The following is a 26,534-nucleotide window of genomic DNA, read 5'->3' on the forward strand; positions in this document are numbered from 1 at the left end:
GTCCCGACCGTCGTCCCCGGTCGTCCCCGGTCGTCCCGGTCAGGGGGACTCGGGCGCCGAGTTCTTCGTGTCCTGGGGTGTCGCGTCCGCGTCGTCGCCCGTGGTCGCGGCCCACGTGCCCACGCCGGCCGCGGCGACGAGGACGGCCGCCGCCGCGCCGATGCCGATGCGGCGGCGCCGCGCGGCCGACCTGTGCCGGGCCGAGCCGGGCCGCGGCGCGCCGGCCGCGCGCGGCGCCCTGGCGGTGCCGAGCGCTCCCCCGGCCAGCTCGTCGGGGGCGGGGACGCGCATGCTCGTGTGGGTGTCGCGGTTGGAGTCGGGGGCCGAGCCGCGCACCAGCGGCACCGCGCCCCGGCGGACGCGCTCGCGCGGCTCCTCCGGCTCGGGCTCGTCCTCGGGCGCGGCCCCCGGCTCCCCCTGCTCGGCGTACGGCTCGTCCACGTCGAGCGGCGGCAGGCCCGCCAGCGACGGCAGCTGCTCCCGCAGCCGGGCGGCCAGCTCGGAGGCGCGCAGCCGGGACGCCGGCGCCTTGGCCAGGCACTGCACGAGCAGCTGCCACAGCTCCTCGGGGATGCCCGGGAGGGGCACCACGGTCTCGGTCACGTGGCGGCGCAGCACCGCGCCGGGGTGGCCGCCGCCGAAGGGCGTGAAGCCCGCCAGCAGCTCGTACAGCACCGTGGCCAGCGCGTAGATGTCGACGGAGGCGCGCGGCGGCAGGCCCTCGACCATCTCGGGCGCGAGGTAGTCGGGCGTACCGATGATCTTGGTGGCGCGGGTCCGCCGGGGCGAGTCGATCAACTTGGCGACGCCGAAGTCCGTGAGCAGGGCGGGGTGCGCGCCGCCGGGGCCGAGCGGGCCCTCCATGTCGAGCAGGATGTTCTCGGGCTTCACGTCCCGGTGCACGACGCCCTCGGCGTGCGCGGCGGCGAGGCCGTCGGCGACGTCCGCGACGATCGCGACGGCCGCCTCGGGGGCGAGCCGCCGCTCGCGGTCCAGCCGGGTGCGCAGGTCGGTGCCGCGGACGAGGTCCATGACGAGCGCCAGGTCGTTGCCGTCCACGACCAGGTCGCGGACGGTGACCACGTGCGGGTGGTCCAGGCCCAGCAGGGCCGTGCGCTCCTGCACGAAGCGGCCGACGAGCTCCTGGTCGGACGCGAGGTCCTCGCGCAGCAGCTTGATCGCGACGGGGCCGTCCGGCCCCTCGCCCAGCCACACCGTGCCGACGCTGCCGCGTCCCAGGATCTGGTGCGCGGTGTACCGGCTGCCGATCTTCCGTGCCAAGGCTGCTCCTACGGACGCGTGGTGCCGACGCTGCGTCTGCGCGGGGACGGCCTCCCCGCCCCCGCACGCCCGGCCGGGGAAGCGCCGGAGGCGCTGCGGCCGGGAACCTACGGTCGACAAAACTACGCGCCCCGGCGGCCGTCCTCCGCCACCGAGAGGGAATTCGTCCCCGGTTGTCGACAAATCCCCAGAGCGGCCGATCGTGCCGACTCGCACCGTGTCGTACGGCGTCGTGCCGAGCCGTACCGCGTCGAAGCGGGCCGTGGCACGTCGTGCCGGATCGTACGGAGGCGTGCCGGGGCGCCGGAGGTACCGCCGGGTGGCCCGACGGGGCCGGAACCGCCGGACGCGTCCGCACCGCTGCCGCCCGGCACCGCCCGTGCCGCCGCACCGCTGCCGCCGCCCGGTGCCGACGCGGCCGCCGCCGCTCCGGTGCGGCGTCAGGCGCCGGAGCCGCCCGAACCGCCGGAGCCGCCGCCGAGGTCGCCGATCCAGTCGGTGACGGTGGTGAACCAGTCCGTCAGCTGGTCCCAGTAGCCCTTCGTCGTGCCGATCCAGTCCTGCAGCGGGCTGAGCTCCCAGATGAGCCAGCCGGCCACGAACAGGATGACGATCGTGAAGAGGCAGCCCTTCAGGCAGCCGAGACCGGGGATCCGCATCGGGTTGGCGCTGCGCTGACGCGGCGGCCGGGGCTCGCGCGGCGGACGCTGCTGCCGGGGCGCCGGCTCCGCGGGCCGCTGCGGCGCGGGCGCGTACCGCTGCGGCTGGGGCTGGGGCGCGGGAGGCGGCGCGTACCGCTGTTGCTGCTGCGGCTGCGGGGGCTGCTGCGGATATCCGTAGCCCGGGCCGGGGCCCCCGGCGGGCCGCTGGGGCTGCTGCGGGCGCTGGACCTGCCGCTGCGGGCGGCGGCGCAGCGGGTCCTGGTCCGGGTCGACGTACGACTGGACCTGCGTCTGCTCGTTGCGGTCGCGGGCGGCGCGCAGCTGGCTCTGCCAGGGGTGCGGGCCGTCCGGCTGCTGCGGCCCCGGCTGGTTCTGCGGCACCGGCGGCAGGACCGCGGTGGGGTCGGCGGCGCCGTGGTGCGGCAGCACGGACGTGGCGTCCGCGTCGCCGCCGGGCGTGTGGGGCAGGACGCTGGTCGCCGCGTTCGGGTCGTACGCGCCCGCCGTGTGGGGCAGGACGCTGGTCGCGGCGTTGGGGTCGGCGACGCCCGGGGTGTCCGGGACGGGCGCCGGCGCGGGGTCGGGGGCGAGCAGCGCGCCCACGCCCTCGGCGGCGGCGATCTGCGCGGAGGTGGCGTGCACGCCGACGCCCTGGGCGACCGCGCGCAGGGCGCGGGCGAGGTTCTCGGCGCTGGGCCGCTCGTCCGGGTTCTTGCGCAGGCAGCGCTCGATGACCGTCCACAGCGGGTCGGGGACGGTGGAGGGGCGGCGCGGCTCGGCGCTCAGGTGCTGGTGCAGCACTTCGAGCGCGGTCCCTCCGCCGAACGGGGGACGCCCGGTGACCAGCTCGTACAGCATGATCCCGGCGCCGTAGACGTCGACGGCGGAGGTCTGCGGGCGGCCCTCGGCGGACTCGGGGGCGACGTACGCGGGGGTGCCGACGAACTCGTGCGTACGGGTCAGGCCCGGGGAGTCGGCCAGACGGGCGATGCCGAAGTCGGTGAGCATCGGGTGCATCTCGCCGCCGTCCTGCCTGAGCAGGACGTTCGCCGGCTTCAGGTCGCGGTGCACGACGCCGTCGGCGTGGCTGGCGGCGAGCGCGTCGGCCACCTGGGCGGTGAGCAGGGCGGCGCCGACCGGCGAGAAGGGGCCGTTCTCGCGCAGGTAGCGGTGCAGGTCGGGGCCTTCGACCAGATCCATGACGAGGGCGAGCAGATCGCCCTCGACGACGAGGTCGCGCACCCGCACGATGTTCGGGTGGGTCAGGCGGAGCAGGACGGACCGCTCCCGCAGGAACCGCATGACCACGTCGGGGTCGCCGGCCAGCTCCTCCTTGAGGACCTTGATCGCCACGGTCTCGCCGGGCCGGCCCTGGACGGCCGCCTCCGCGCCTGCCGTCTCGCGCTGGCGGGCGCGCCAGACGGTGCCCGTGGCGCCGCGTCCCAGCGGCTCCTCCAGGAGGTACTTGCTCCCTACCGGACGCACGTCATGCGCTCCCTGCTGCTTGCTTGTGCCTGCTTGCCTGGTGTGCCTGGTCCGTCGCACCGTCGACGCCGCCGCACGGCGCCCTTGCGCGGTCCGTGCGCCGTCGTCCACCGCGCGCGCGGTGTTTTCCGACCCACTGTAGTGCCGCAGTGCCCGGCGCAGGGGGCGTCGTCGCTGCGTGCCCCGGGTTCCGGGCCCGAAGGCCGTGACGGGGCGTCGTGGCGGGGGTCGTGGGGTGCCCTGGCGGGGGTCCGCCGCGGACGCGGTGCGGAGGGCGGGCCGGGGACGGGGTCCCCGGAAGTGGCGTGAAAAGGGTTCATGGGGGTGGGCCGAGGGCGGTCGTCGGAGATCGCGTACGACGGTGTGACGCGTGTTCGACGGAAAGACGCTCCCTCCGGGCACTTGGTTGCCGCACCTTGGCGTGAGTGATCTCAACCGCTCACTGGTCAGGCACTTTTACGGGCAGAGCCGACCAATCAAGATCGATTGCCACCGGGCGGCGGGCACATTGTCGGCGGCAGGTGCGAGGATGCCTTCGAGTACTGGCCGACGTGCCCGTGAGCGGTGGGGGAATCTGCGGTGGGGGGACCGCAGCACTGCCTGGTCGCGGGTGCCGCGCAGAAGGGACCGCTGGCGGCGATGCAGATCCGGCTGACCGTCGTAGACCCGCAGGGGGCCCGCCCCGAGCCGCAGGGCACGCGTGCCGAGCCGCAGGGGCGCGCCGCCTCCTGCGACGTGCTGGTCACCGCGCCGGCCGGCACCGCGCTCGCCGCGGTGGCCTCCGCGCTGGCCTCGTCGGTCGGCGGCGAGGGCCCCGGGGTGCTGTACGCGGGCGCCGAGCGGCTCGACGCGCAGCGCTGCACGCTGGGCGAGCCGCCGCTGACGGACGGCGCGGTGCTGTCCCTGGGCGCCCCGGCCGAGCCGGGTCCCGAGCCGGACGCGACGGCGGCGCAGCTGCACGTGGTCGCGGGCCCCGACGCGGGCGGCGTGCACCTGCTGCACGGCGGCCGCATCGGCATCGGCCGCTCCGCCGACGCGGACGTCCCGCTGGACGACCCGGACGTCTCCCGACTGCACTGCGCGGTGACGGTCGCCGAGGACGGCGGCGTCTGCGTGGCCGACCTCGGCTCGACGAACGGCACGACCCTGGACGGCGTGCGCGTGGGCGACCGCCCCGTGCGGTTCGCGCCGGGCGCGCTGCTGCGGATCGGCGAGTCCGCCCTGCGGCTGACGGCGCCCGGCGAGCGCCCCGCGCTCCTGGAGACGGCCCCGGACGGCGAGGGCCACGTACGGGTGCCCGCGGCCGGGCACCGGGGGACGGCGGCAGGCGCCGGGACGACGGCAGGCGCGGCGACGCCGAGTGGGGCGACGGCGGCCGGGGCGTCCGCCTCGGGGGGCCGCGAAGGACAGGCGCACCGGAGCCCCGGTGTGCCCCGCGCGCGTGAAGAGGGCTCCGGGGCCGCGGGCGACACGCACCACGGGTTCGGTGCGGGCGGATGGGGCGCCTCGGGCGGCGCCCCGGGAGCGCAGGGGCACGGCCCGGCGGACCCGCGCGTCGTGCCCGGGCAGGGCCGGGCGCCGGGGATCGAGGCCACGCGCGCGGGCGGTCCCGACGGCCCCGGGTCCGAGGGCGCGGGGTCCGGGGCCGCGAGGGGCGGGGACCTCGGGCGTACGGGCGCGGACGCGGGGGCCCGCGGGCCGGCCGGCGACCGCCGTACCGCGCCCGGTGGCGGCGACGGTCGGGCCGCGCGCGGGGGCGGCCGCGCCGGGGCCGCCGGTGCGGCGGGCCCGGTGGACACGGCAGGTGCGGCGGGCGCCTTCGGCGGCCCGTCGGGCGGGTCGTCCGGCGGCGGTGCCAGAGGCCCGTACGCGGACGGGCCGGACGGGGACGGCCGCCGGCCCCCTGTCGTCGGGGCGCCCGACGACACGGGCGGGTTCGACGCCGCCGGCGGGAGCACGCGGAAGGGGACCCCGCTGCGGGGTACGCCCGTACCGCGCGGCGTGCGCAAACGCGGGTTCACGGCGTGGGCGCGCCGACTGGCCGGGGGCCGCGGCGACGCGCCCGACCCCGGCCGGGACGAGTACGGGACGCACGTGTCGCACGGGGCGTACAAGGCGTACGCCGGGGACGGCGAGCCGCCCGCCGGGCGCCCGGGGACCGGCGCGCCCGGACCGGAGCTGTGGCCGGACCCGGCGACGCTGCTGCTGGCCGCGCTCGGGCCGGGGCCGCGGCTGTGGGAGCGCGGGCCGGGGCACCCCGAGACGCTGGCCGTCCGGCTGGGCACGGCGGACCGGGCGGCGCCCGACGGGTCGGGCCTGCTGCACGGGGTGCCGGTGACCGCAGGGCTGCGGGAGGTCGGGGCGCTCGGCCTGGCCGGACCGCGGGAGCGGCTCGCCGGGCTCGCCCGCGCGGTGCTCGCCCAGCTCGCCGCGCTGCACTCCCCCGACACCCTGGAGATCGTCCTCGTCAGCACGGACCGCTCGCGCCCCGTGGCGGAGCGGACGGCGGAGTGGTCCTGGCTCGGCTGGCTCCCCCACCTGCGCCCGGCCCACGGCCAGGACTGCCGCCTGCTCCTGGCCTACGACCACGAGCAGGCGGCGGCCCGCACGGACGAGCTGCTCCGCCGGCTCGACGACCACCTCGCCGACCGGGCGCACGCCTCGGGCACGGCCCCGGCACGCCCGGCGTCCGCCTCGGACGCGGCCTCCGCGCGTCCGGCGGCCGCCGACCGGCCGGCCCCTCCGTCCACCGCACCGTCCGCCGCTCCGCCGGCGGCCCAGGTCGCGGCGGGCGCGGCCGGGCACCAGGACCGTCACGGCCACCACGACCCGCACGGTCACCAGGACTCGCACGGCCAGGACCCGTACGGCCGCCCCGAGGACCGCGACGGGACTGCGGGAGGCGGCCGGCGGCAGCGTCCCCGGCCCTCCTGGGCCGTCGTCGAGGAGGCGGAGTGGACCGGACCCCGCACGGTGCTCGTCGTGGACGGCGACCCCGGCGCCGGGACCCGCGAGGCGGTGGCCCGGCTCGCCGCCGAGGGGCCGCTGGTGGGCGTACACGTCGTGGTGCTCGCCGACACCCCCGCCGCCTCCCCCGCCTCGCCGGTCGCCGACACGTACGAGGCGGCCTGCGCGGTGTCTCCCGCCTTCCGCGCGTGCGGCGCGGTCGCGCTGCTCAGCGGCGACGTGGCCACGGCGCTGCGGCTGCTGCGCGTGGCGCAGGACGGCCCCGTGGGGCACGGCACCGTGGCCGCGGTGGACGCGGTGTCGGCGGCCTGGGCCGAGCGGTTCGCGCGCGCCCTCGCCCCGCTGCGCACGGACGGCGCCCTCGGCTCCCGGCCGCACGCGCGCGTGTCCGCTCCGCTGCCGCAGGCGGCGCGGCTGCTGGACGAGCTGGGGCTGGCCCGGGCCACCCCGGCGTCGCTGATGGCCCGGTGGGCGGACGCCGCCGACGACGCGGAGGCGCTCGGCGGGCGCGCCGTCGCCGTCCTGGGCGCGGGCCCGCGCGGTCCCGTCACCGTGGACCTCGCCGCCGAGGGCCCGCACCTGCTGATCGAGGGCCCGCCGGGCAGCGGCCGTACGGAGCTGCTGCGCTCCGTCGCCGCCTCGCTCGCCGCGGCCGAGCGGCCCGACCGGCTCGGCCTGGTGCTCGTCGACGGACGGGACGGCACGGGCTCCGGCGGCGCCGCGCCCGCGGAGGGGCTCCGGGTCTGCACCGACCTGCCGCACGTGAGCACGTACCTCGCCGCCAACGACCCCGTGCGCATGCGGGAGTTCGCCCAGTCGGTGACCGCCGAGCTGAAGCGGCGCACGGAGCTGCTGGGACGCTCGGACTTCACCGAGTGGCACCGGCACCGCGAGGTGTCGGACCGGCTGGTGCCGCAGCGCACGGCGCACGGCGCGGGCGGCGGCGCGCACCGGTCCACCGGGTCAGGCACCCTCGGCGGGTCCGGGACGCTCGGCGGATCCGGCGGGGGATTCGCGCACCGGTCGCCGGGCGGCGGTGCCGCCGACCTCGACAGCCCGCCGTCCGGCGCCACGCTGCGGCTGCGCCCCTCGGCGGCGCGGCAGCGCCCGGAGCCGGGCCCGCCGCTCGCGCGGCTCGTGGTGGTCGTGGACGACCTGGACGCGCTGCTGTCGCCCCCGCTGGGGTCGCCGGGGCGGCCGGCCGCCGGTTCCGTCGTGCGCGCGCTGGAGACGGTGGCGCGGGACGGCGAGCGGCTGGGCGTGCACCTGGTGGCCGCCGCGGCGGGCGACCGGCGCGCGGACGGGACCGAGCTGGCCCGGCGGGCCACGCTCCGGGCCGTCCTGGACGCCCCCGCCACGGGACCGGAGGAGCCCGCGCCGGGCCGCGGCCGGCTCACCACGCCCGACGGCCGGACGACGGTCTTCCAGGGCGGCCGCGTCACGGGGCGCATCCCGCGGACGGCCACGCTGCGTCCCACCGTCGTCCCGCTGGAGTGGGAGCGGATGGGCGATCCGCCGGCCCGCCGCCCCGTGCGCGAGCTGGGCAACGGGCCCACGGACCTCGCGCTCCTCGCCAGCGCCCTGGAGCGCGCGGCCCGCTCGGTCTCGGCGGCCGAGGTGCCCTCGCTGCTCTGACCCCGTCTTCCCCGCCTCCCCCGCGGGCCGTGCGGGGGACGGCCGAGGCGTTCGCCGAGCGGCCACCAACTCCCGGTGCCGCCGCGCCCGTTGCCGCCGGAGCGGCCGCGCCGGGCGCTCCGGCGGGCCGGTCCCGGACGCGCGCCGCCGCGTCGCGCGCGCTCCCGATGTGACCCGACGTCACGAGGCGGTCACGATCACGTGGTTGACAGGGCAGGCGCTCTTGCCGCCCCCGCCCGGGCGGGCATAGATAGAGCGCACGGGACAGCGCTCGGACGTTCGAAGAAGAACGGGGCAGCAATGCGCAACAGGCATCACACTTCCGGCACCCACCGGTCGCCCAGAGCCGCGCGGGCCGCGTCCGCCGTCCTGGCGGGCGCCCTGGCGGTCGCGCTCACCGCGTGCGGGGGCGGCGACGACGGCAAGGACAAGGGTGGCGGCGGCAAGGGCGAGGACAAGAAGCCCACCGTCACCCTGCCGAAGCTGGACGGGCAGAAGCTCGAGGTCGCGGCCGTCTGGACGGGCGCCGAGCAGGAGAACTTCACCAAGGTCCTGGACGAGTTCGAGAAGCGCACCGGCGCCACGGTCAGCTTCGTGCCGACGGGCAACAACACCTCCACCTTCCTCGGTACCAAGATCCAGGGCGGCCAGCCGCCGGACGTCGCGTTCCTCCCCCAGGTCGGCGTGGTGCACCAGTTCGCCGAGAAGGGCTGGCTGAAGCCGATCGGCGCGGAGACCGAGGCCCAGCTGAAGAAGAACTTCTCCCAGGGCTGGCAGGACCTCGGGAAGGTCGACGGCAAGCAGGTCGGCGCGTACGTGAAGGCCGCGAACAAGTCGCTGGTCTGGTACAACACCGCCGCCTTCGAGGCCGCCGGGATCACCGAGGAGCCCAGGACCTGGAAGGACTTCGTCGCCACCGCGCAGACGCTGTCCGACGCGGGTTCCCCCGCCGTCTCCGTCGGCGGCGCGGACGGCTGGACGCTCACCGACTGGTTCGAGAACATCTACCTCTCGCAGGCGGGCCCCGAGAAGTACGACCAGCTCGCCAAGCACGAGATCGAGTGGACGGACCCGTCCGTGAAGGACGCCCTGACCACGCTGGGCGAGCTGTGGGGCAAGGACGAGCTCCTCGCGGGCGGCCGCAAGGGCGCGCTGGGCACGGAGTTCCCCAAGTCGGTCACCCAGACGTTCAACGGCGACACCCCGGCCGGCATGGTCTTCGAGGGCGACTTCGTGAGCGCGAACATCAACGCCGACACGGACGCGAAGGTCGGCACGGACGCCAAGGTCTTCCCCTTCCCGGCCGTCGGCGCCGACTCCCCGGTGGTCAGCGCCGGCGACGCGGCGGTGGCGCTGAAGGACAACGAGGGCGCCAAGGCCCTGCTGACGTTCCTCGCCTCCACCGACGGGGCCGAGCTCTGGGCCGCGCAGGGCGGCTTCATCTCCCCCAACAAGGAGATGGACATGGGCGCGTACAAGGACGGCGTGACCCGGGACATCGCCGAGGCGCTGCTCGCGGCGGGCGACGACTTCCGCTTCGACCTGTCCGACCAGGCCCCGGCGGCCTTCGGCGGCACCCAGGGGGTCGGCATGTGGAAGGACCTGCAGGACTTCCTGCGCGACCCCGAGGACGTGGCCGGCGCCCAGCGACAGCTGGAGGCCGACGCCGCGAAGGCCTACAAGAACGGCTGACGGCCCCGAGATGGCCAACTCCGTTGCGAAGTCGGCGGAGGGCGCGGGCGCACTGCCCACACCCTCCGTCCCCCCGCGCAAGAGCGTGACGGGCACCCGGCTGTGGGTGGCGGTGCTGTTCCTGCTGCCCGCGCTGGTGCTGCTCGGCTCGCTCGTGGTCTACCCGATCGGGTACTCGGTCTGGCGCAGCCTGTACGACGCGGACGGCTCCGGTTTCGTCGGGCTCGGCAACTACGCCGACGTCTTCACCGACGACGCCACGCTCACCGCCGTGCGCAACACGGCGATCTGGGTCGCCGTCGCGCCCGCGGTCGTCACCGCGCTGGGTCTGATCTTCGCCGTGCTCACCGAACGGGTGCGCTGGGGCACGGCGTTCAAACTGATCGTCTTCATGCCGATGGCGATCTCGATGCTCGCCGCGGGCATCATCTTCCGGCTGGTGTACGAGGCGGACCCGGACCGGGGCGTGGCGAACGCCGTCGTCACGTCCGTGCACGACGCGTTCTCCGACGCCGCGGTCTACCCGAAGGCCCGGCCGAACGCCCAGGTCAGCGATCTGAAGGCGTCCGGCGGCGGTGCGTTCACGACGAGCGGGACCGTGCGGGCGGGCACGCCGGTGCTGCTGCCGCTGGTCGGCATCGCCCCGAACAAGCTGCCCGGCGACCCCCGGGACGCGAAGGCCGCCTCCACCGGGGGCGACCGGGTCACCGGCACCGTCTGGCTGGACTTCCGGCTGGGCGGCGGCGGTGAGAAGGGCGCGATCGACGCGCGCGAGAAGGCGCTGAAGGGCGTCAAGGTCGAGGCGGTGAAGGACGGGAAGGTCGTCGCCTCCGCGACCAGCTCCGCCGACGGCACCTTCGGTCTCCCCGCCGAGGCCGACGGCGCACGGCTGCGGCTGCCGGGCTCGAACTTCGCGGCCCCGTACAACGGCATCGACTGGCTGGGCCCGGCCCTCGTCACCCCGGCCATCATCGGCAGTTACGTGTGGATGTGGGCGGGCTTCGCGATGGTGCTGATCGCGGCGGGGCTCGCGGGCGTCGACCGCAACCTGCTGGAGGCTGCGCGCGTGGACGGCGCCAACGAGTGGCAGGTGTTCCGGAGGGTCACGGTGCCGCTCCTGGCACCGGTCCTGTCGGTCGTGCTGGTCACGCTGATGATCAACGTGATGAAGGTCTTCGACCTCGTCTACATCATCGCGCCGCAGCCCAGCCAGGACGAGGCGAACGTGCTCGCCCTCCAGCTGTTCCTGTCGTCGTTCGGCGGCGGGGGCAACAACGGTCTCGGCAGCGCGATCGGTGTGATCCTGCTGCTGCTCGTCCTGCCGGTGATGTGGGTCAACATCCGGCGGCTGCGGAAGGAGCGCCAGCGGTGACCGCTCTCGACACTCCCGCGCACGGGCCTTCGACGCCCGCCGGTCCCTCGGCGCGGGACACCTCCGCGCGTCCCCGGCGCTCCCTCGCCTCGCGGGTGGCGAGCGGAGCGGCGGGCGGGGTGCTGCGCGTCTTCCTGGTCCTGGTGGCCGTGTTCTGGCTGGTGCCGACCTTCGGCCTGCTGGTCTCGTCGTTCCGCGACCCGAAGGACATCGCCGAGTCGGGCTGGTGGACGGTGTTCGGCGCGCCGGCCCAGCTGACGGCGGCCAGCTACGAGTCGCTGCTGAAGAACGACGCCGTCACCGGTTCCCTGCTCAACACCGTCTGGATCACGGTCCCGGCGACGCTGCTGGTCGTCCTCGTCGGCGCGATGGCGGGGTACGCCTTCGCGTGGATGGACTTCAAGGGCCGCGACTGGTGGTTCATGGCCGTCGTGGCGCTGCTGGTGGTGCCGGTGCAGGTGGCGCTGATCCCGCTGTCCAGCCTCTTCGGGACGCTCGGCATCTTCGGCGACATCATCGGCGTCGTCCTCTTCCACGTCGGCTTCGGACTGCCGTTCGCGATCTTCCTGTTGCGCAACTTCTTCGCGGAGATCCCGCGGGAGCTGCTGGAGGCGGCGCGGCTGGACGGGGCCGGCGAGGCGCGGCTGTTCCTGACCGTCGTGATGCCGCTCGCGGCTCCGGCGCTCGCGTCCCTGGGGATCTTCCAGTTCCTGTGGGTGTGGAACGACATGCTGGTCGCCCTGGTGTTCTCGGACTCCGACTCCCAGCCCCTGACGGTCGCCCTGCAGCAGCAGGTCCGGCAGTTCGGCGCGAACATCGACGTCCTGGCGCCCGGTGCCTTCATCTCGATGATCGTCCCGCTGGTCGTGTTCTTCGCGTTCCAGCGGCAGTTCGTGTCCGGTGTGATGGCGGGCGCCGTCAAGTAGACGCGGACGAGGGCAGGCCGGGGGCGGTCCGGGTCACCGGGCCGCCCCCGCGCGTCCACCGGGATTCCCCCGGATGCAGCAGCCGGCGTAACCCGATCGCCCCATCGGCCGTTTCAGGGCAGTACGCCCGCGCCGACCCATGGATGTCCCTTGCCCCGGTTCAGTGTCATCGTCCCCGCGCACGCGGTACAGGCGTACCTGCCCGCCTGCCTGGAATCGGTCCTCGCGCAGTCCCACACCGACCTGGAGCTGATCGCGGTCGACGACCGCTCGCCGGACGCCTGCGGCGCGATCATCGAGGAGTACGCGGCCCGCGACGCCCGCGTACGGCCGGTGCGGCTGGCGGAGAACGTGGGGCTCGGCCGGGCCCGCAACGCCGGGATGGAGCGGGCCACCGGCGACTACCTGGTCTTCCTCGACGGCGACGACACCCTCACCCCGCACGCGCTGCGGGCGATCGCCGACCGGCTGAGGGAGACCGGCGACCCGGACGTCCTGGTGTACGACTACGCGCGCACGTTCTGGTCGGGCGAGACCGTGCGCAACCAGCAGGCGGCGCGGCTGGCCCAGGAGGGACCCGCGCCCTTCCGCCTCGCCGACCGGCCGGGCCTGCTGGAGATGCTGATGGTGGTCTGGAACAAGGCCTACCGCAGGGACTTCGTCGAACGGGAGGGGTTCGCCTTCCCGCCCGGCTACTACGAGGACACGCCCTGGACGTACCCGGTGCTGATGGCGGCCGGGACGATCGCGACGCTCGACCGGGTCTGCGTCCACTACCGGCAGCGGCGCCGGGGCAGCATCCTCGGCACCACCAGCCGCCGCCACTTCGACGTCTTCGACCAGTACGACCGCGTCTTCGCCTACCTGGACTCCCGCCCGGACCTCGAGCGCTGGCGGCCGGTGCTGTTCCGGCGCATGGTCGACCACCTGTCGGTGGTCTTCCGCAGGCCCGGCCGGCTGCCGCGCGAGCTGCGCGCGGAGTTCCTGCGCCGGGCCCGCGCGCACTGCCGCCGCCACCGGGTGCCGGGGTTCCGGACGCCGCCGCGCGCCTGGCCGCGCCACCTGCCGGTCCTCCTGGGCTGCCACCGCGCGTACCGCACGCTGTGGCCGCTGCTGCGGCTGCACCGGCGGGCGGTGGCCGCGGCCTCGGCGCTGCTGCGCACCCTGCGCGCCGCGGCCCTGCGGCTGCACTACCGCGGCCAGCTGCTGCTGCCGCTGCGGGAGGACCGCGCGCTGTTCTGCCGGGACGGCTGGCTCGGCCACGGCTGCAACCCGGGCGCGCTGGAGACCGCCTTCCGCGACCTCGCGCCCGCCGTCCGCACGGCGTGGGCCGCGCGGCCCGAGCACCACCACACCGTCCCTCCCGCCACAGACCGGGTGCGCCCCGGCACCGCCGCGTACTTCACGGCGCTGGCCCGCTCCAAGTACCTCGTCGGCAACGCCGCCTTCGACCGCCGGCTGGTCAAGCGCCCCGGCCAGGTGGTGGTCCAGACGCAGGCGGGCACCCCGCTCGGCCACGTGGGCCTGGACCTGCTGGAACGCCCGGCGGCGGGCGGCACGCTGGACTTCGCGCGGCTGCTGCGCGACGCCGACGCCTGGGACTACTGCCTGTCCGCGAACCGGCACTCGACCCTGGTGTGGGAGCGGGTCCTGCCCGCCGGGTACACGACGCTGGAGTACGGCCAGCCGCGCACCGACGTCTTCCACAAGGCGACGGAGGCGGACGTGGCGCGGCTGCGCGACTCCCTCGGCGTCCCGGAGGGATCGGTGGCGATCCTCTACGCGCCCGCGCACCGCGACTACCGCCGCACCCAGTGCGCGCGCCTGGACCTGCCGCGGGTGCTGCGCCGGCTCGGCCCGCGCTTCGTGGTGCTGTCCCTGGCCCCGCCCGCCCGGGACGCGGGTCCCGCGCACGGCGCGGGGCGCCTGATCGACGTGACCGGCCACCCCAGCGTGGAGTCGCTCTGCCTGGCCTCGGACGCGCTGGTCACGGACTACGCGCCGCTGATGTTCGACTACGCGGGGCTCGACCGGCCGGTCGTCGTGCACGCCGACGACCGGGAGGCGTACGAGGCGTCCCGCGGCGTCTACTTCGACGTGCGGGCCTTCCCGCCGGGCGTGGTGGTGCGCGACGAGGACGAGCTGGTCGACGTCTTCGCGAGCGGCCACTGGCGCGGTTCGCGCTCCGCGCAGCTGAGGGCCGCGTTCCGGGAGCGCTTCTGCCCCTACGACGACGGGCGCGCCGCCGAGCGCGCCGTCCGCCGGATCGTGCTCGGCGAGAGCGCCGGGCTCCCCGCCGTGGTCCCCCTCGGCGAACGCCGTCCCGTGCCCTCGGCCGCCGCGGTCCGCCCCGCCCCGCATCCGGCGACCGTGCCGCCGCCCGGCGGCCACGTCCCGGCCATCGACCGTCCGTAGCGGGCGGGCCGCCCTCCCGCGCGGGTCCGCCCGCCGGACGGCGCGGCCCCGCAAGACCCCCCGGACGCAGCACAGAGAGCAGCGCAGCATCATGCCCCGCTTCAGCATCATCGTCTCCCCCCACGGCGCCGGGGGGCGGCTGTCCCAGGCCCTGGACTCCGTCCTCGCCCAGTCCTTCGGCGACATCGAGGTGATCCCGGTGCGCGGGGCGCCGGACTCGCCCGCGGGCCTGGTGGCCGCCGGGTACGCGGCCCGCGACGCCCGGGTGGTGCCCGCGCCGTCCCTGACGGGCGCGGGCACCACGGCCACGGGCGCGTACGTGCTGTTCCTCGGCGAGGACGACCTGCTGGCGCCGGGCGCGCTCGCGGCCGTGGACGCCCGGCTGCGGGAGACCGGCGGGGCCGACGTGCTGCACCTCGGGCACGAGCGGCTGCCCTGGTGGGAGGGGGAGCCGGAGCACGAGGCGTTCGAGGGGCCGCCGCCGTACGGGGCACTGGTGCGCACGGGGGCGTGGGCGGCCGCGTACCGCCGGGAGTTCCTCGTCGGGGAGGGGCTCGTGTGCCCGGAGGACGACCGGGCCGATGTCGGCTGGACCGGCGCGGTGACCCTCGCGGCCGGGCGGACGGACGCGGTGCGGGCGCTGTGCGTGCGCCACCGGGTGCGGCGGCAGGGCGAGGGGCCCGCGCCCGCCGCGCTGCTCGACCAGGTGGAGGCGGTGCTGGACCGGGCCGCCGGGCGGCCGCTCGACGCCGGCCGCGCGGGCGCCCTGTTCGGCGCGCTGTTCGCCGCCGCGGTGGAGGCCGCCGCCGGCCCGTGGCCCTCCTCCGCCGCCCGCCGCGCCTTCGTCCGCCGCGCCGGGCGGCTGTACCGCCGCCACCGCCCGGCGGGCTTCCGGCCCCCGGCCGGCGCGGAGGGCCTGCGGCTGCGGCTGCTCGCCCGGGGCGTCCACCCCGTGTTCGCCGCGCTGCCGGCCGCCGGCCGGGCACGGGAGCGGTGGACCGCCCTCGCCGGCCGCGTGCTGCGCCGGCTGCGCCGGGGCCGCCCCCGGTACCCGTACGCGTGGTACCTGCGCCGCCCCGTCGACGAGAACCTCGCCGTCTTCTCCGCGTACTGGGGCCGCGGCCACGCCTGCAACCCGGCCGCGGTCCACCGCGCGGCCCGCGAGCTCGCCCCGCACGTCCGGTCGGTCTTCCTGGTGCGGGAGAAGGACCTGGAGCACATGCCCGAGGACGTGGAGAGCGTGGTCGTCGGCAGCCGCCGGTACTGGGAGGTGATGGCGCGGGCCAAGTACACGTTCAACAACGTCAACTTCGAGAACGCCGTGCGCAAGCGGCCCGGGACCGTCCACGTGCAGACCCACCACGGCACGCCGCTGAAGCGGATGGGGCTCGACCAGGTGCCCTACCGGGCCGTCGCCGCGGCCACCGGCAGCTTCGGCGGTCTGATGCGGCGCGTGGACCGCTGGGACTACTCGCTCTCCTCCAACCCGCACTCCACGGAGGTCTGGTCGGGCGCCTACCCGGGCTCCTACGAGCACCTGGAGTACGGCTATCCGCGCAACGACCGCTACTACACCGCCCGCCCGGAGGAGGTCGCGCAGATCCGGGCCCGGCTCGGCGTGCCCGAGGGGCGGACCGCGCTGCTGTACGCGCCGACGTTCCGGGACTACCCGCGGGACGTGGCCGGCCAGTTCGACCTGGCGCGGTTCTGCTCGGCGCTCGGCGAGGGCTTCGTGGTGCTGCTGCGCGCGCACTACTTCCTCGACGGCAGCCCCGGGCTGCGCGGGGCGGTGGAGTCCGGGCGGCTGATCGACGTGACGTCGCTGCGGGAGACCGAGGACGTCTGCCTGGCCGCCGACGCGCTGATCACGGACTACTCGTCGATCATGTTCGACTACGCCAACCTGGACCGGCCGATCGTCGTGCACGCCGACGACTGGGACGTCTACCGCGACACCCGGGGCGTCTACTTCGACCTGCTCGCCGAGCCGCCGGGGCCGGTCACCCGCACCCAGGACGAACTGGCCGCGGTGTTCGCCTCCGGCGCCTGGGCGGACGAGCGGTCGGCCGCCCTGCGCGCCCGGTTCCGCGAGCGCTTCTGCGCCTTCGACGACGGGCGGGCCGCCGAGCGCGTGGTGCGGCGGGTGCTGCTCGGCCAGTCCGGGCAGGACCTGCCGCCCGTGGTCCCGCTGCACGAGCGCACGCCCGTACCGGCGGCCGGTCCCGTGCCCGGTGCCCCGGCCGTCCCCGCGCCCGCCGCCGCTCCCGCGGCCGAGAGCACGTCCGCGGCCGGGAGCGTGCCCGCGGCCGGGAGCCGCTGACATGACCGCGCCCGCCCCCCGAACCCCCCGCACGCCCCCGTCGGCAGTCCCCGGAAGCGCCATGCCCCGTTTCAGCGTCGTCGTCCCCGTCCACAACGTGCAGGGCTACCTGCGCACCTGTCTGCGCTCGGTCCTCGACCAGTCGTACGGCGACCTCGAGCTGATCGTGGTCGACGACCGCTCCCCGGACGGCAGCCCGGCGATCGTCGACGAGTTCGCCGCCCTGGACGGCCGGGTGGTGCCGGTCCACCTGCCGGCCAACGGCGGCATCGGCGCGGCCCGCGACCACGGCGCGAGGCTGGCGCGCGGCGAGTACCTGCTCTTCCTCGACAGCGACGACAGCTGGACGCCGGGCGCGCTGCGGGCGATCGCCGAGCGGATCGACGCGACCGGGCGGCCCGACGTCGTGCTGTTCGACTACGCCCGCGCCCACTGGCAGGGCGCGGTCCGGCGCAACCGGGACGCGCCGCTCTTCCGGGAGCCGGGCCCGGAGGTCTTCACGATCGCCGAACGCCCGGAGCTGCTCGACCTGTTCACGGTCGTGTGGAACAAGGCGTACCGGCTCGACTTCTACCGCGGGGGCGGCTTCTCCTTCCCGGACGGCTTCTACGAGGACGCGGTCGTCGTCTACGAGTCGCTGTGGACGGCCCGCACGATCACCCTCCTGGACCGGGTCTGCGTGCACTACCGCCAGCGCCGCCGGGGCAACGCGCTGCGCACCCCGAGCCGCGCGCACTTCGCGGTGTTCGCCCAGTACGAGCGGCTGTTCCGGTTCGTCGACGACCGGCCGGAGCTGGAGCGGTGGCGGGACTTCCTCTACGGGCACATGGCCGACCACTACCTGTTCATCCTGCGGCAGGAGGACCGCGTGCCGCCGTCCGCGCGCGCGGAGTTCCACCGCCGGGCCGCCCGCGACCTGCGCGCCCGGCGCCCGGCGGGCCACCGGCGGCCCGACCGCGTCCCGCGCGTCGCCGCCGCCCTGCTGACCTGGGCCCCGTACCCGCTGTACGCGCTGTACAGCAGGACGTCCGGGCCGCGGGCGCGGCTGCGCCGCCGGTGCCGGGTGTGGCGGCGCAGGCTGCGGCGGGTGCTGCTCGCGCTGCACCGGCGGCTGCTGCTGTGCCGCCCGCTCGACCCGCACCTCGCGGTGTACTCGGCCTTCTCGCACCGCGGCGTCCTCGGCGACCCCGCGGCGGTCTACCGCAAGGCCCGCGCAATCGCCCCGCACGTGAGGGGCGTGTGGGTGGTCGGCAGGGACCACGTGGACGCGGTGCCGCCGGGCGTGGAGCACGTGCTGCCGAACAGCCGCGCCTACCGCCGGGTCACCGCCCGCGCCACGTACTTCGTCAACAATGTCAACTGGGCGAACGACCTGGTCAAGCGGCCGGGAACCGTCCACGTGCAGACCCACCAGGGCACCCCGCTGAAGTCGATGGGCGTGGACCTGCTGCCCTACCCGGGCGCCCGGCGCGGCTTCAGCGTGCCCGCGATGCTGCGCCGCGCCGACCGCTGGGACCACAGCCTCGTCGCGAACCCGCACTCCGAGCTGGTCTGGGACCGCGCCTACCCCTGCGGCTTCACGTCCCTGCGCACCGGCAGCCCGCGCAACGACTGCCTGGCCCTGCCCGACCCCGGGCGGCGCGCCGCCGCGCGCGAGCGGCTGGGCGTCGCCGGCGACCGGACCCTCGTGCTCTACGCGCCGACCTTCCGCGACCACCGCCAGGACGGCCACGCCCCCACCTGCGACCTGGAGCTGATCGCCACCGGCCTGCCCGCCGACCACGTCCTGGCCGTACGACTGCACCCCTCGCTCGCCCGCTCCCCCGAACGCGGGCTCGCGCTGCGGGACCTGGCCCTGGCCGGGCTGGTGCGGGACGTCACCGACGAGCCGTCCGTGGAGGACCTGATGCTGGCCTCCGACGCCCTGGTCACCGACTACTCGTCCCTGATGTTCGACTACGCGCTCCTGGACCGGCCGGTCGTCGTGCACGCCTACGACTGGGACACCTACCGGGCGGGGCGCGGCACGTACTTCGACGTCACGGCGTTCCCGCCGGGCCACGTCACGCGCGAGGACGCGGAGCTGGCGAAGCTGTTCGCGTCGGGCGCCTGGCGGGACGGGGAGTCGGCGCGGCTGCGGGCCGCCTTTCGGGAGAGGTTCTGCGTCTACGACGACGGGCACGCCGCCGAGCGGGTCGTCCGGCGGCTGATGCTCGGCGAGGAGCCGGCGGCCGGGGCGGCCCGGGTCCCGGCGCCGGGCGCCCCGCGCCGGGAACCGGCCCCCGGCGCGCCGGTCCACGACGGGCCGGCCCGCCCGTGACGGCGCGCCCCGCCGCGTGGGTGCTGCTCCTCGCCTCGCTCTTCGGCTGCCTCCAGCTCGCCAACGTCACCGGCCGCGACACCCCCGACAGCCGCAACTACCTGTCGTACGCGCTGAGTCTGGGCGGCGCGGACAAGGCCGAGGCGGTGGACCGCACGGTCGCCTACCTGTGCGCGAGCCGCGGCGACCTGGCCTCCCGCGGCCACAGCGTGGACGTGGGCGGCTTCCGGGGGCCCGACCCGGGGCCGGAGGTGCGCGAGGAGTGCCGCGCGCACTACGGGCGGATCCTGCACGAGCGGCTGCGCGAGGGGCGGACGGCCGGGCACACGGCGCCGTTCATGGGCGAGCGGTTCATGCGGATCTTCGAGGCGCGGCCCGGCTACCCGGTGCTGCTCGTGCCGTTCGTGTCGCTGCTCGGCACGGTGTGGGGGCTGTGGGCGGCGGGGGTGTGCGTCGCGGCGGGCGGCGGCGTCCTGGTGTACCTCGTGCTGCGCACGCTGCGGGTGCCGGTGGTCCCGGCGCTGGTGGGCCAGGTCCTGTACTACGTGCTGCCGACCGGCGTGACCGCGATGCGCCCGATGACCGAGGGCACGATGACGGCGCTGACGCTGACCGCGCTGTGGGGGTGCGCGCTGGTCCTGTGCGGGCGGCGGGAGGACGGGCGGGGCGCCGGACGGCGGGCGGGCGTGTGGCTGGTGGCCGGGTCGCTGGCGCTGCTGTTCGCGGTGAAGCACTCCCAGGCGCTGTTCCTGGGCGGGTGCCTGGCGGTGGCGTTCGGGGCGGTCGCATGGCGGCGGCGCCGGTCGGGCCGTCCCGCGGGCGAGGGGGTCGCGGCCGTGGCGGCGGTGACGGCGGGCGCGGCCGTGTGCACGGTCGTTGCGGCCCGGCTGCTGGGCTACCCGTCGGAGCACGACAGTCTCCAGGACCTGCTGACCGACCACTTCGCCCGGCCCGACCGGGCGGACCCGTGGGGCGAGTTCTGGCGGCTGGAGGCGGGCTTCTGGGCCGAGTGGCTGCGCCGCCAGCTGCTCCAGCCGCTGTTCCCCGCGCTGCTGGCGGCCGGCGCCTGGGGCGCGCTGCGGCAGCGTCCCGCGTTCGGAGCCGCGCTGGTCGCGGCGGCGGCGACCGGGGTGATCAGCCAGGCGGCCCACCCGGACATCGCCGTCGACCGGCTCCTGGTCATGGCCTGGCTGCTGCCGGTGCTCGGCGTCCCGCTGCTGCTGGCCCGGTACGCCGGACCGCGGGTGCGGCTGCCGGGCCAGAGCGGGGGCCCGCTCGAGCGGACGCCACGGGCGGCGCGCCCGGTGGAGTGAGGCGGGCGTCGGCCCACCGCGCCGGACAGGGGGACGGGCCCTCGCGGCTCCGGCCGCCGCACCGTCGTGGACGAGGGTGCGGCGGCCGGAGCCGCGGGACGGCCTCCCCCTCGTGCGGGGAGGCCGCCGGGTACGGGATGCCGCGCGGGGGCGCGCCCGTACCGGGGCGCGGGCCCGCCCGTGCGGCCGCCGCGCCTACTCGACGACGAGCTCGACCGGGATGTTGCCTCGGGTGGCGTTGGAGTACGGGCAGACCTGGTGGGCCTGCTCGACGAGCTTGCGGCCGGTCTCCTGGTCGAGGGAGTCGGGCAGCTCCACGCGCAGGGTGACGGCGAGCGCGAAGCCCTCGCCCTCCTTGCCGATGCCGACCTCGGCGGTCACGGCGGCGTCGCCGAGGTCGACCTTGGCCGCGCGGCCCACGACGCCGAGGGCGCTGGCGAAGCAGGCGGAGTAGCCGGCGGCGAACAGCTGCTCCGGGTTCGTGCCCCGGCCGTTGCCGCCCATCTCCGTCGGGATGCCCAGCTGGAGGTCGAGCTTGCCGTCGGAGCTGACGGCGCGGCCCTCCCGGCCGTGGGTGGCGGTGGCGACCGCGGTGTAGAGCGCGTCCATGGGGAACCGTCCCTCTCTCGTTCGCGTACCGGCGGCCGGGGTCCGGCCGCCTCACGGAAAAAAGTAAAGCACACAATTAAGTTGTGCACAATCAAATGGCCCGCCGGCGTTACCCTGGAGGCATGACCTCGACGCCCATACCCGCCCCCGGCGGACGGGAGCCCGGCCTCGCCGACCTCGCCGACCTGCTCCACCTGGACCAGCAGATCTGCTTCTCCCTGCACGCCGCCTCGCGCGCCTTCGGCGGCGTCTACCGCGTCCTGCTCAAGGACGTGGGGCTCACCTACCCCCAGTACCTGGTCATGCTCGTCCTGTGGGAGCACGGCGAGCTGCCGGTGAAGAAGGTGGGCGAACATCTGCGCCTGGACTCCGGGACGCTGTCGCCGCTGCTCAAGCGGCTGGAAGCGGCCGGGTACGTACGGCGCGAGCGCAGCGCCGCGGACGAGCGGTCGGTGACCGTGCGGCCGACCGAGGAGGGGCTGGCGCTGCGCGAGCGGGCGCGCGAGGTGCCCCTGCGGATCGGCGCCGCGACCGGCTTCGACCTGGACGAGATCCGCGACCTGCGGGCCCGCCTCGACCGGCTGACCCGGGCCCTGGACCGGGCGGCGCGGGACGGGGCGGCACTGGGACCGGTCTAGGCGCCGGGACCGGCACAGGCGCCGACCCCGGGCACCGGGTCAGGCGCCGACCCCGGGCACCGGGTCAGGCGCCGACCCTGGCACCTCCGCGAGGGCGGGCGCGGGCGCGGCGGATCACCCGCCACCTCTGCACCATTCGTAGGCATTGCATGGCTTTCATCCGTACCTGATGTCATATCGGGCGATATGCGGTTCCTCGCGGCCTACGATCCGTCCTTGATGAGATCCCGATCCCGGCTGCCCGCCCTCTGCGCCCTCGCCTGCGCCTGGCTCGCCGGCCGCGCGCTGACGCTGTGGCTGCTCTCCCGCGACGGCCGCGCCCCGCTCGGGGTGGGCGGCGTCGCGCGCGAGGTCCACGCGCTGTACGCCCGCTGGTACGAGACGCTGGCGACCGGCGCCTTCCCGGCCGGCGACCCGCTGTGGCAGTACCCGCCGGGCGCGGGCGCCGTCCTGGCCGCCCCGGGACTGCTGCCCGGCCTGACCTACTTCCGCGCCTTCGTCCTGCTCGCCCTCGCCGCCGACGCCGCGGTCGCCGTCGCCCTGGCCCGCGCGGGCACCCGCACCGGCCGCAGCCTGCGCGGCGCCGCGCTCTGGACGGGCGCGCTGCCGCTGCTGCTGCACATCCCGCTCGCCCGCTACGACGTGCAGGTCACCGCGCTCGCGGTGTTCTCCCTGCTGACGCTGGAGCGGTTCCCGCGCGCGGGCGGGGCGTTCGCCGCACTGGGCGCGCTGGTGAAGGTGTGGCCCGCGCTGGCGCTGCTGGGCGCGCCGCCGGGGCGGGTCACGCGGCGGTCCTGGGGCGCGGCGGCGGTGACGGCGGGCGGACTGCTCGCGGCGGCGACCGTCCTGTTCCGCGATCCGTTCGACTTCCTGCGCCAGCAGGGCGGCCGGGGCGTGCAGATCGAGTCGCTCGGCGGCACGGTCCTCGCCTTCGCGCACCGCGCCGGCCTCCCGGTGCGCGTGGACTACCGCTACGGCGCGATGGAGTTCACGGGCCCGTACGTCCCCGGGGTCGCCACGGCCTCGCTCGCGCTCACCGCGGGCGCGTTCGCCGCCCTGCTGCTGTGGCGGCTGCGCGCCCGGCGCTTCGGCGCGGCCACCCCGTACGACGCCGCGCTGGCCGCCGTCCTGCTGTTCACGGTCACCAGCCGGGTGATCAGCCCGCAGTACCTGGTGTGGCTGCTGGGACTCGCCGCGGTGTGCCTGACCTCCCGGCACACCGGCCAGCGCGCGCCGGCCGCGCTGGTCACGGCGGCGGCCGCGGTCAGTTCGCTGGCGTACCCGCTCCTGTACGAGGACGTCATGGCCTGCACCTGGACCGGCTGCCTGCTGATGCTCGCCCGCAACGGCCTGCTCGTCGCGGCGGCCGCGCTCGCCCTGCGGCGGCTGTGGCGCTCGACCGCGGGGGAGCGCCTTCCGGCGCGGCCGCGGCCCCCGGCGTCCGCACGCGCGTTCCCCGACGCCCGGCGCCATCACCAGGAGACACAGAACGGAGTTAAATAGGCAAATTACGCAAAACGTCTACTATGTCGTCTCGTGGACGTCATGCCTGCTCATCGGTCCCAGGTGTGCGTCGTCGTGATCGGGTACGACGACGCCTCCCACGTGGCGGACGCGGTCCGGTCGGCGCTCGCGCAGGGTCCGGCCGTGCGCGAGGTGATCGCCGTCGACGACTGCTCGGCGGACGGCAGCGCGGACCTGCTCGACGCGCTCGCGGCCCGGGAACCGCGCCTGCGGGTGCTGCGCCGCGCGGTCAACAGCGGCGGCTGCGGCACCCCCCGCAACGACGGGACCGACGCGGCCACCGCCCCGTACGTGATGTTCCTGGACAGCGACGACGTGCTGCCGCCCGGCGCGGTGGACGCGCTGCTCGGCGCCGCCGTCGAGCACGACGCGGAGGTGGCCGCGGGGCTGTGCGTGCGCCGTGAGCTGCCCTCGGGACGCGAGGTCCCCTGGCAGCCCGCGCTGTACGCCCGGCACGCGCTGGTCCCCCGGCCCACGCGCCGTCCCCGCCTGGTCCACGACACGCTCTGCGTCAACAAGCTCTACCGGACCGCCTTCCTGCGCGAGCACGGCATCCGCTTCCCCGAGGGCCGCTTCCCCTACGAGGACTTCGTCTTCACCGCGCGCGTGCTGGCGGCCGGCCCGCGCCTCGCCCTCGTGCCCGACACCGTGTACGTCTGGCACGTGCGCCGCGCCGCCGGGCGCCTGTCCCTCTCGCTGGACCGGGCGGACGTCGAGAACTGGCGGGCGCGCACGGAGGCCGCCCGGCAGGCGTACGGGATCCTGCTGGACGCGGGCGAGAAGCGGCTGGCGCGGGCGGCGCGCGCCAAGTTCCTCGACCACGAGCTGCGCATGTACGCCCGCGAGCTGGAGATGCGCGGCGCGGAGTACCGGCGGCGGTGGTGGGAGCTGACCCGCGCGCACCTCGCCGGCTTCGACGCGGGCGACCTGACGCCGACGGGGGCGCCCGGCCGGATCGTCGCGGGGGTGGTGCTGGCCTCGCCGGAGCCGCGCGACCTGCCGCGCCTGAGGGAGCTGGCGTCCCGGCCCGCCCGGCTGCGGCCGCCGTACGCCCGCACCGCGGACGGCACGCCGGTGTGGTCCGCGGACCTGCCCGAGGTGACGCTGGAGCAGCTGCTGACGCGCCCCGTGGGGCTGCTGCCCCTCGCCGTGGACGCGGAACTGCGGCCCCGCCCGCGCGGCTCGACGCTGCGGCTGCGCCTGCACGAGCTGTACGGGCGGCTGGCGGAGGCGGGGCCGGTGGCCGTGGACGCCGAGTTCGTGGACCGGCGGAACGGAACCACGGGACTGCGGCTGACCGCACCCCTCGTGACCGGGGCCGTCTCCGGACCCGGGCCCGGAGACGGCGCGGACGCAGGTGCCGGGAACGGCACGGGCACCGGCACGAGCGCGGGTCCCGGCACGGGTGGCGCCGGGAACGGCACAGGCGCCGGAGCCGGAATCCGCACGGGCACCGGTGCCGGTGCCCGTACCGGCGCCGACGGCCGGACGTGGTGCGCCCGGCTGCCCGTCGACCTCGCGGCGCTCGGCACCGGCACCTGGGACCTGCGGATCCGGGTGCGCTTCCGCGACGGCACGAGCCGCGTCACCGGCGCGCACGCGGTCGCGGGCCCCGGCCTGCTGCGCCGCGCCGCCGTGCCGAGCCTGCGGTACGGCCTGCTGCTCGTCCGGCCGTACGCGACGCACTCCGGCTCGCTGGCGCTGCACCTCGCCTCCGGGTGGCACGGGGCCGCGGGCGTGCTGGTCCGCCGCCTCCGGCGCCTGCCTCACTGGCCGGTGGCCGGATCCGGCCGGCGGACCGCGCACCGGGGCACGGCCACCGGACCGCGCCCGGGCACGACGGCCGCGGCACCCGCACCACGACCGGCCACGCGGGGGGAGACCACAGCACGACCCGGCTGATCACCGGCGGAGCCGGTTACGTCGGGGCGCACGTCGTCCACGCGACGACCGAGGCGGGCGGGCGGACCGTGGTCCACGACGACCTGTCCACCGACATCGCCGACGCCCACGCGGCCGCGGCCCGCCGGCTGGCGGCCTCCCCGGCGGCACGGACCTCACCCTCAGCATCGGGCGCGGGAGGGCGCGTCGGTCCGCGAGACGATCGACCGCATCAACCGGATCACGGGCCACGGCCTGCCGCCGGAGGTCACCGCCCGCAGCCCCGGCGCTCCGCCCCGGGTCGTCGCCTCGGCCGACCGCATCGCCGGCGAGCTGGACTGGAAGGCCCGGCGCGACGTCGACGACATGAGCGCCTCGGCCGGGGAGGGGTGGCGGAGGAACCGCTGAGCCGGGACCGCCCCGGGGCGGCGGGAACCGGGGTCCGACCCGGGGGACTCGGCCCGAGGACGGCCCCGGGCGGGGTCGTCCCCCGTCGGCTCACAGCGCCCTGAGCGCCCCCGCCGTGGTCCGCGCCAGGCCGCCGAGGTAGCCCTTCGACGGCTTCGTGCGCACCACCAGGAACCGCCAGTACAGCGGGCCGGAGATCAGGTCGAGCGCCAGGTCCTCGTCGTACCCGGCGCGGACCTCGCCGCGTGCGGCGGCCGCCGCGACGATGCCGCTCGCCACGCCCTGCTGCCCCTCGCGCAGCGCCTTCTGCATGGCCTCGGCGATGTCGGGGTTGCGGGCCGCCTCCGCCTGGAGGTCCGGGATGATCTGCGAGGCGACCGGATGGCGCAGGGCGCGCGAGGTCACCTCGTACAGCAGCCGCAGGTCGCCCTCCAGGGAGCCGGTGTCGGGCGCGGGCAGGCCCTGCACCGCGATCGCGGAGACCAGGTCGAGGACCAGGTGGAGCTTGGAGCGCCAGCGCCGGTAGACGGCCGTCTTGCCGACGCCCGCGCGGCGCGCGATGCCCTCGATGGACATCCGCGCGTAGCCGACGGCCGCGAGCTCCTCGAACACCGCCGCCCGGATCGCCTCCGTCACGTCCGCGCGGAGCACTGCCGCCCCGGCGGGCGCCCGGCGGCCCGGCGGACGCCCGCCCTCCCGCGTCCCGCCGGCCTTCGTCCCGTCGGCCCTCGTCGTCATGCGCCCCAGCATAGGGCGTCACGACGAAACGGTTGCGTTCCGACGTCGGAACGCCCTACGCTCCATACCGTCGAAACGGTTCCGTCTCGACGTACGCGTACCGCGGTGCCTCCGCCGGCGCGCCCGGTCCCGGCGCGCCCGCGCCGGACCTCCCACCGGCCGTCGGGTACGGCGGTCCGCGCGCCCCACCCCCTGAGCGAAAGCAGCGGATGTGAGTCAGGTCCTCCACACACCGCCCCGGGCGCAGGCCGCGCCCGACGACGGGCTGACCGCGGCGGAGCTCGCCGCCAAGTACGGCCTCACCGTGAGTGGTGCGCGGCCTTCGCTGGCGCGGTATGTGCGGCAGTT

At 76.5% G+C, this 26,534-nt stretch carries 15 protein-coding genes and 1 pseudogene; 12 read left to right on the forward strand and 4 right to left on the reverse strand.

All coding sequences use genetic code 11. The features are described from left to right. Positions 1-39 precede the first annotated feature (39 nt). Positions 40-1,281 (reverse strand): serine/threonine-protein kinase, encoded by a 1,242-nt coding sequence (locus IE271_RS09975; RefSeq protein ID WP_190189837.1) that lies wholly within the window; start codon positions 1,279-1,281, stop codon positions 40-42. A 440-nt stretch (positions 1,282-1,721) separates the two neighbouring features. Next, the gene (locus tag IE271_RS09980) at positions 1,722-3,428 is read right to left on the reverse strand and encodes a serine/threonine-protein kinase (RefSeq protein ID WP_190189838.1); all 1,707 of its coding nucleotides are present in this window, start codon (positions 3,426-3,428) and stop codon (positions 1,722-1,724) included. Between the two features lie 639 nt (positions 3,429-4,067). On the opposite strand from IE271_RS09980, the gene IE271_RS09985 reads away from it, so the two are divergent. The 8 genes from IE271_RS09985 (at position 4,068) to IE271_RS10020 (ending at position 20,388) form a co-directional block, all read left to right on the forward strand. Continuing rightward, positions 4,068-8,030, forward strand: a complete 3,963-nt coding sequence (locus tag IE271_RS09985; RefSeq protein ID WP_190189878.1) for an FHA domain-containing protein — start codon at positions 4,068-4,070, stop codon at positions 8,028-8,030. Between the two features lie 300 nt (positions 8,031-8,330). Further along, positions 8,331-9,722, forward strand: coding sequence for an ABC transporter substrate-binding protein (locus tag IE271_RS09990; protein WP_190189839.1), 1,392 nt, complete (start codon positions 8,331-8,333; stop codon positions 9,720-9,722). Between the two features lie 10 nt (positions 9,723-9,732). Next, a complete protein-coding gene (locus IE271_RS09995) occupies positions 9,733-11,094 on the forward strand; it encodes a carbohydrate ABC transporter permease (RefSeq protein WP_190189840.1) in 1,362 nt (453 codons plus the stop codon). Beyond that, complete coding sequence (locus tag IE271_RS10000; RefSeq protein WP_190189841.1) at positions 11,091-12,020, forward strand: carbohydrate ABC transporter permease; 930 nt, start codon at positions 11,091-11,093, stop codon at positions 12,018-12,020. Before IE271_RS09995 ends, IE271_RS10000 begins: the two co-directional genes overlap by 4 nt. Before the next feature lie 150 nt (positions 12,021-12,170). After that, the gene (locus tag IE271_RS10005) at positions 12,171-14,435 is read left to right on the forward strand and encodes a bifunctional glycosyltransferase/CDP-glycerol:glycerophosphate glycerophosphotransferase (RefSeq protein WP_190189842.1); all 2,265 of its coding nucleotides are present in this window, start codon (positions 12,171-12,173) and stop codon (positions 14,433-14,435) included. A gap of 91 nt (positions 14,436-14,526) precedes the next feature. After that, positions 14,527-16,755, forward strand: a complete 2,229-nt coding sequence (locus IE271_RS10010) for a CDP-glycerol:glycerophosphate glycerophosphotransferase (RefSeq protein WP_190189843.1) — start codon at positions 14,527-14,529, stop codon at positions 16,753-16,755. Positions 16,756-16,816: 61 nt separating this feature from the next. Continuing rightward, complete coding sequence (locus IE271_RS10015) at positions 16,817-19,075, forward strand: bifunctional glycosyltransferase/CDP-glycerol:glycerophosphate glycerophosphotransferase (protein ID WP_190189844.1); 2,259 nt, start codon at positions 16,817-16,819, stop codon at positions 19,073-19,075. After that, a complete protein-coding gene (locus IE271_RS10020) occupies positions 19,072-20,388 on the forward strand; it encodes a hypothetical protein (RefSeq protein ID WP_190189845.1) in 1,317 nt (438 codons plus the stop codon). The genes IE271_RS10015 and IE271_RS10020 overlap by 4 nt, the downstream gene beginning before the upstream one ends. A gap of 195 nt (positions 20,389-20,583) precedes the next feature. On the opposite strand, the gene IE271_RS10025 is transcribed toward IE271_RS10020, so the two are convergent. Further along, a complete protein-coding gene (locus IE271_RS10025) occupies positions 20,584-20,997 on the reverse strand; it encodes an organic hydroperoxide resistance protein (protein ID WP_190189846.1) in 414 nt (137 codons plus the stop codon). Positions 20,998-21,119: 122 nt separating this feature from the next. Between IE271_RS10025 and IE271_RS10030 the strand changes: the two genes are divergently transcribed. The 3 genes from IE271_RS10030 to IE271_RS10040 all read left to right on the forward strand — a co-directional run bounded on the left by IE271_RS10030 (position 21,120) and on the right by IE271_RS10040 (position 25,061). Then, entirely contained in the window at positions 21,120-21,635 is a 516-nt protein-coding gene (locus tag IE271_RS10030; protein WP_190189847.1) for a MarR family winged helix-turn-helix transcriptional regulator, read from the forward strand. A gap of 219 nt (positions 21,636-21,854) precedes the next feature. Continuing rightward, on the forward strand, positions 21,855-23,138 hold the full coding sequence (locus tag IE271_RS10035) for a glycosyltransferase 87 family protein (protein WP_190189848.1): 1,284 nt from the start codon (positions 21,855-21,857) through the stop codon (positions 23,136-23,138). A 42-nt stretch (positions 23,139-23,180) separates the two neighbouring features. After that, a complete protein-coding gene (locus IE271_RS10040) occupies positions 23,181-25,061 on the forward strand; it encodes a glycosyltransferase family 2 protein (RefSeq protein WP_190189849.1) in 1,881 nt (626 codons plus the stop codon). Between the two features lie 477 nt (positions 25,062-25,538). Here the strand turns inward: IE271_RS10040 and IE271_RS10045 are convergent, their stop codons facing one another. Continuing rightward, positions 25,539-26,186, reverse strand: coding sequence for a TetR/AcrR family transcriptional regulator (locus IE271_RS10045; RefSeq protein ID WP_190189850.1), 648 nt, complete (start codon positions 26,184-26,186; stop codon positions 25,539-25,541). 211 nt (positions 26,187-26,397) lie between these two features. Between IE271_RS10045 and IE271_RS41800 the strand changes: the two are divergent. Then, positions 26,398-26,534, forward strand: a pseudogene (locus IE271_RS41800) (ABC transporter permease); the annotation flags it as partial.

This window comes from Streptomyces minutiscleroticus, from assembly GCF_014650875.1.
GTDB lineage: Bacteria > Actinomycetota > Actinomycetes > Streptomycetales > Streptomycetaceae > Streptomyces > Streptomyces minutiscleroticus.

Coding starts and splice junctions, on each gene's coding strand:
- IE271_RS09985 (WP_190189878.1), top strand. CDS start 4,068: ATGCAGATCCGGCTGACCGTCGTAGACCCGCAGGGGGCCCGCCCCGAG.
- IE271_RS09990 (WP_190189839.1), top strand. CDS start 8,331: ATGCGCAACAGGCATCACACTTCCGGCACCCACCGGTCGCCCAGAGCC.
- IE271_RS09995 (WP_190189840.1), top strand. CDS start 9,733: ATGGCCAACTCCGTTGCGAAGTCGGCGGAGGGCGCGGGCGCACTGCCC.
- IE271_RS10010 (WP_190189843.1), top strand. CDS start 14,527: ATGCCCCGCTTCAGCATCATCGTCTCCCCCCACGGCGCCGGGGGGCGG.
- IE271_RS10015 (WP_190189844.1), top strand. CDS start 16,817: ATGCCCCGTTTCAGCGTCGTCGTCCCCGTCCACAACGTGCAGGGCTAC.
- IE271_RS10025 (WP_190189846.1), bottom strand. CDS start 20,997: ATGGACGCGCTCTACACCGCGGTCGCCACCGCCACCCACGGCCGGGAG.
- IE271_RS10030 (WP_190189847.1), top strand. CDS start 21,120: ATGACCTCGACGCCCATACCCGCCCCCGGCGGACGGGAGCCCGGCCTC.
- IE271_RS10035 (WP_190189848.1), top strand. CDS start 21,855: ATGAGATCCCGATCCCGGCTGCCCGCCCTCTGCGCCCTCGCCTGCGCC.
- IE271_RS10040 (WP_190189849.1), top strand. CDS start 23,181: ATGCCTGCTCATCGGTCCCAGGTGTGCGTCGTCGTGATCGGGTACGAC.
- IE271_RS10045 (WP_190189850.1), bottom strand. CDS start 26,186: ATGACGACGAGGGCCGACGGGACGAAGGCCGGCGGGACGCGGGAGGGC.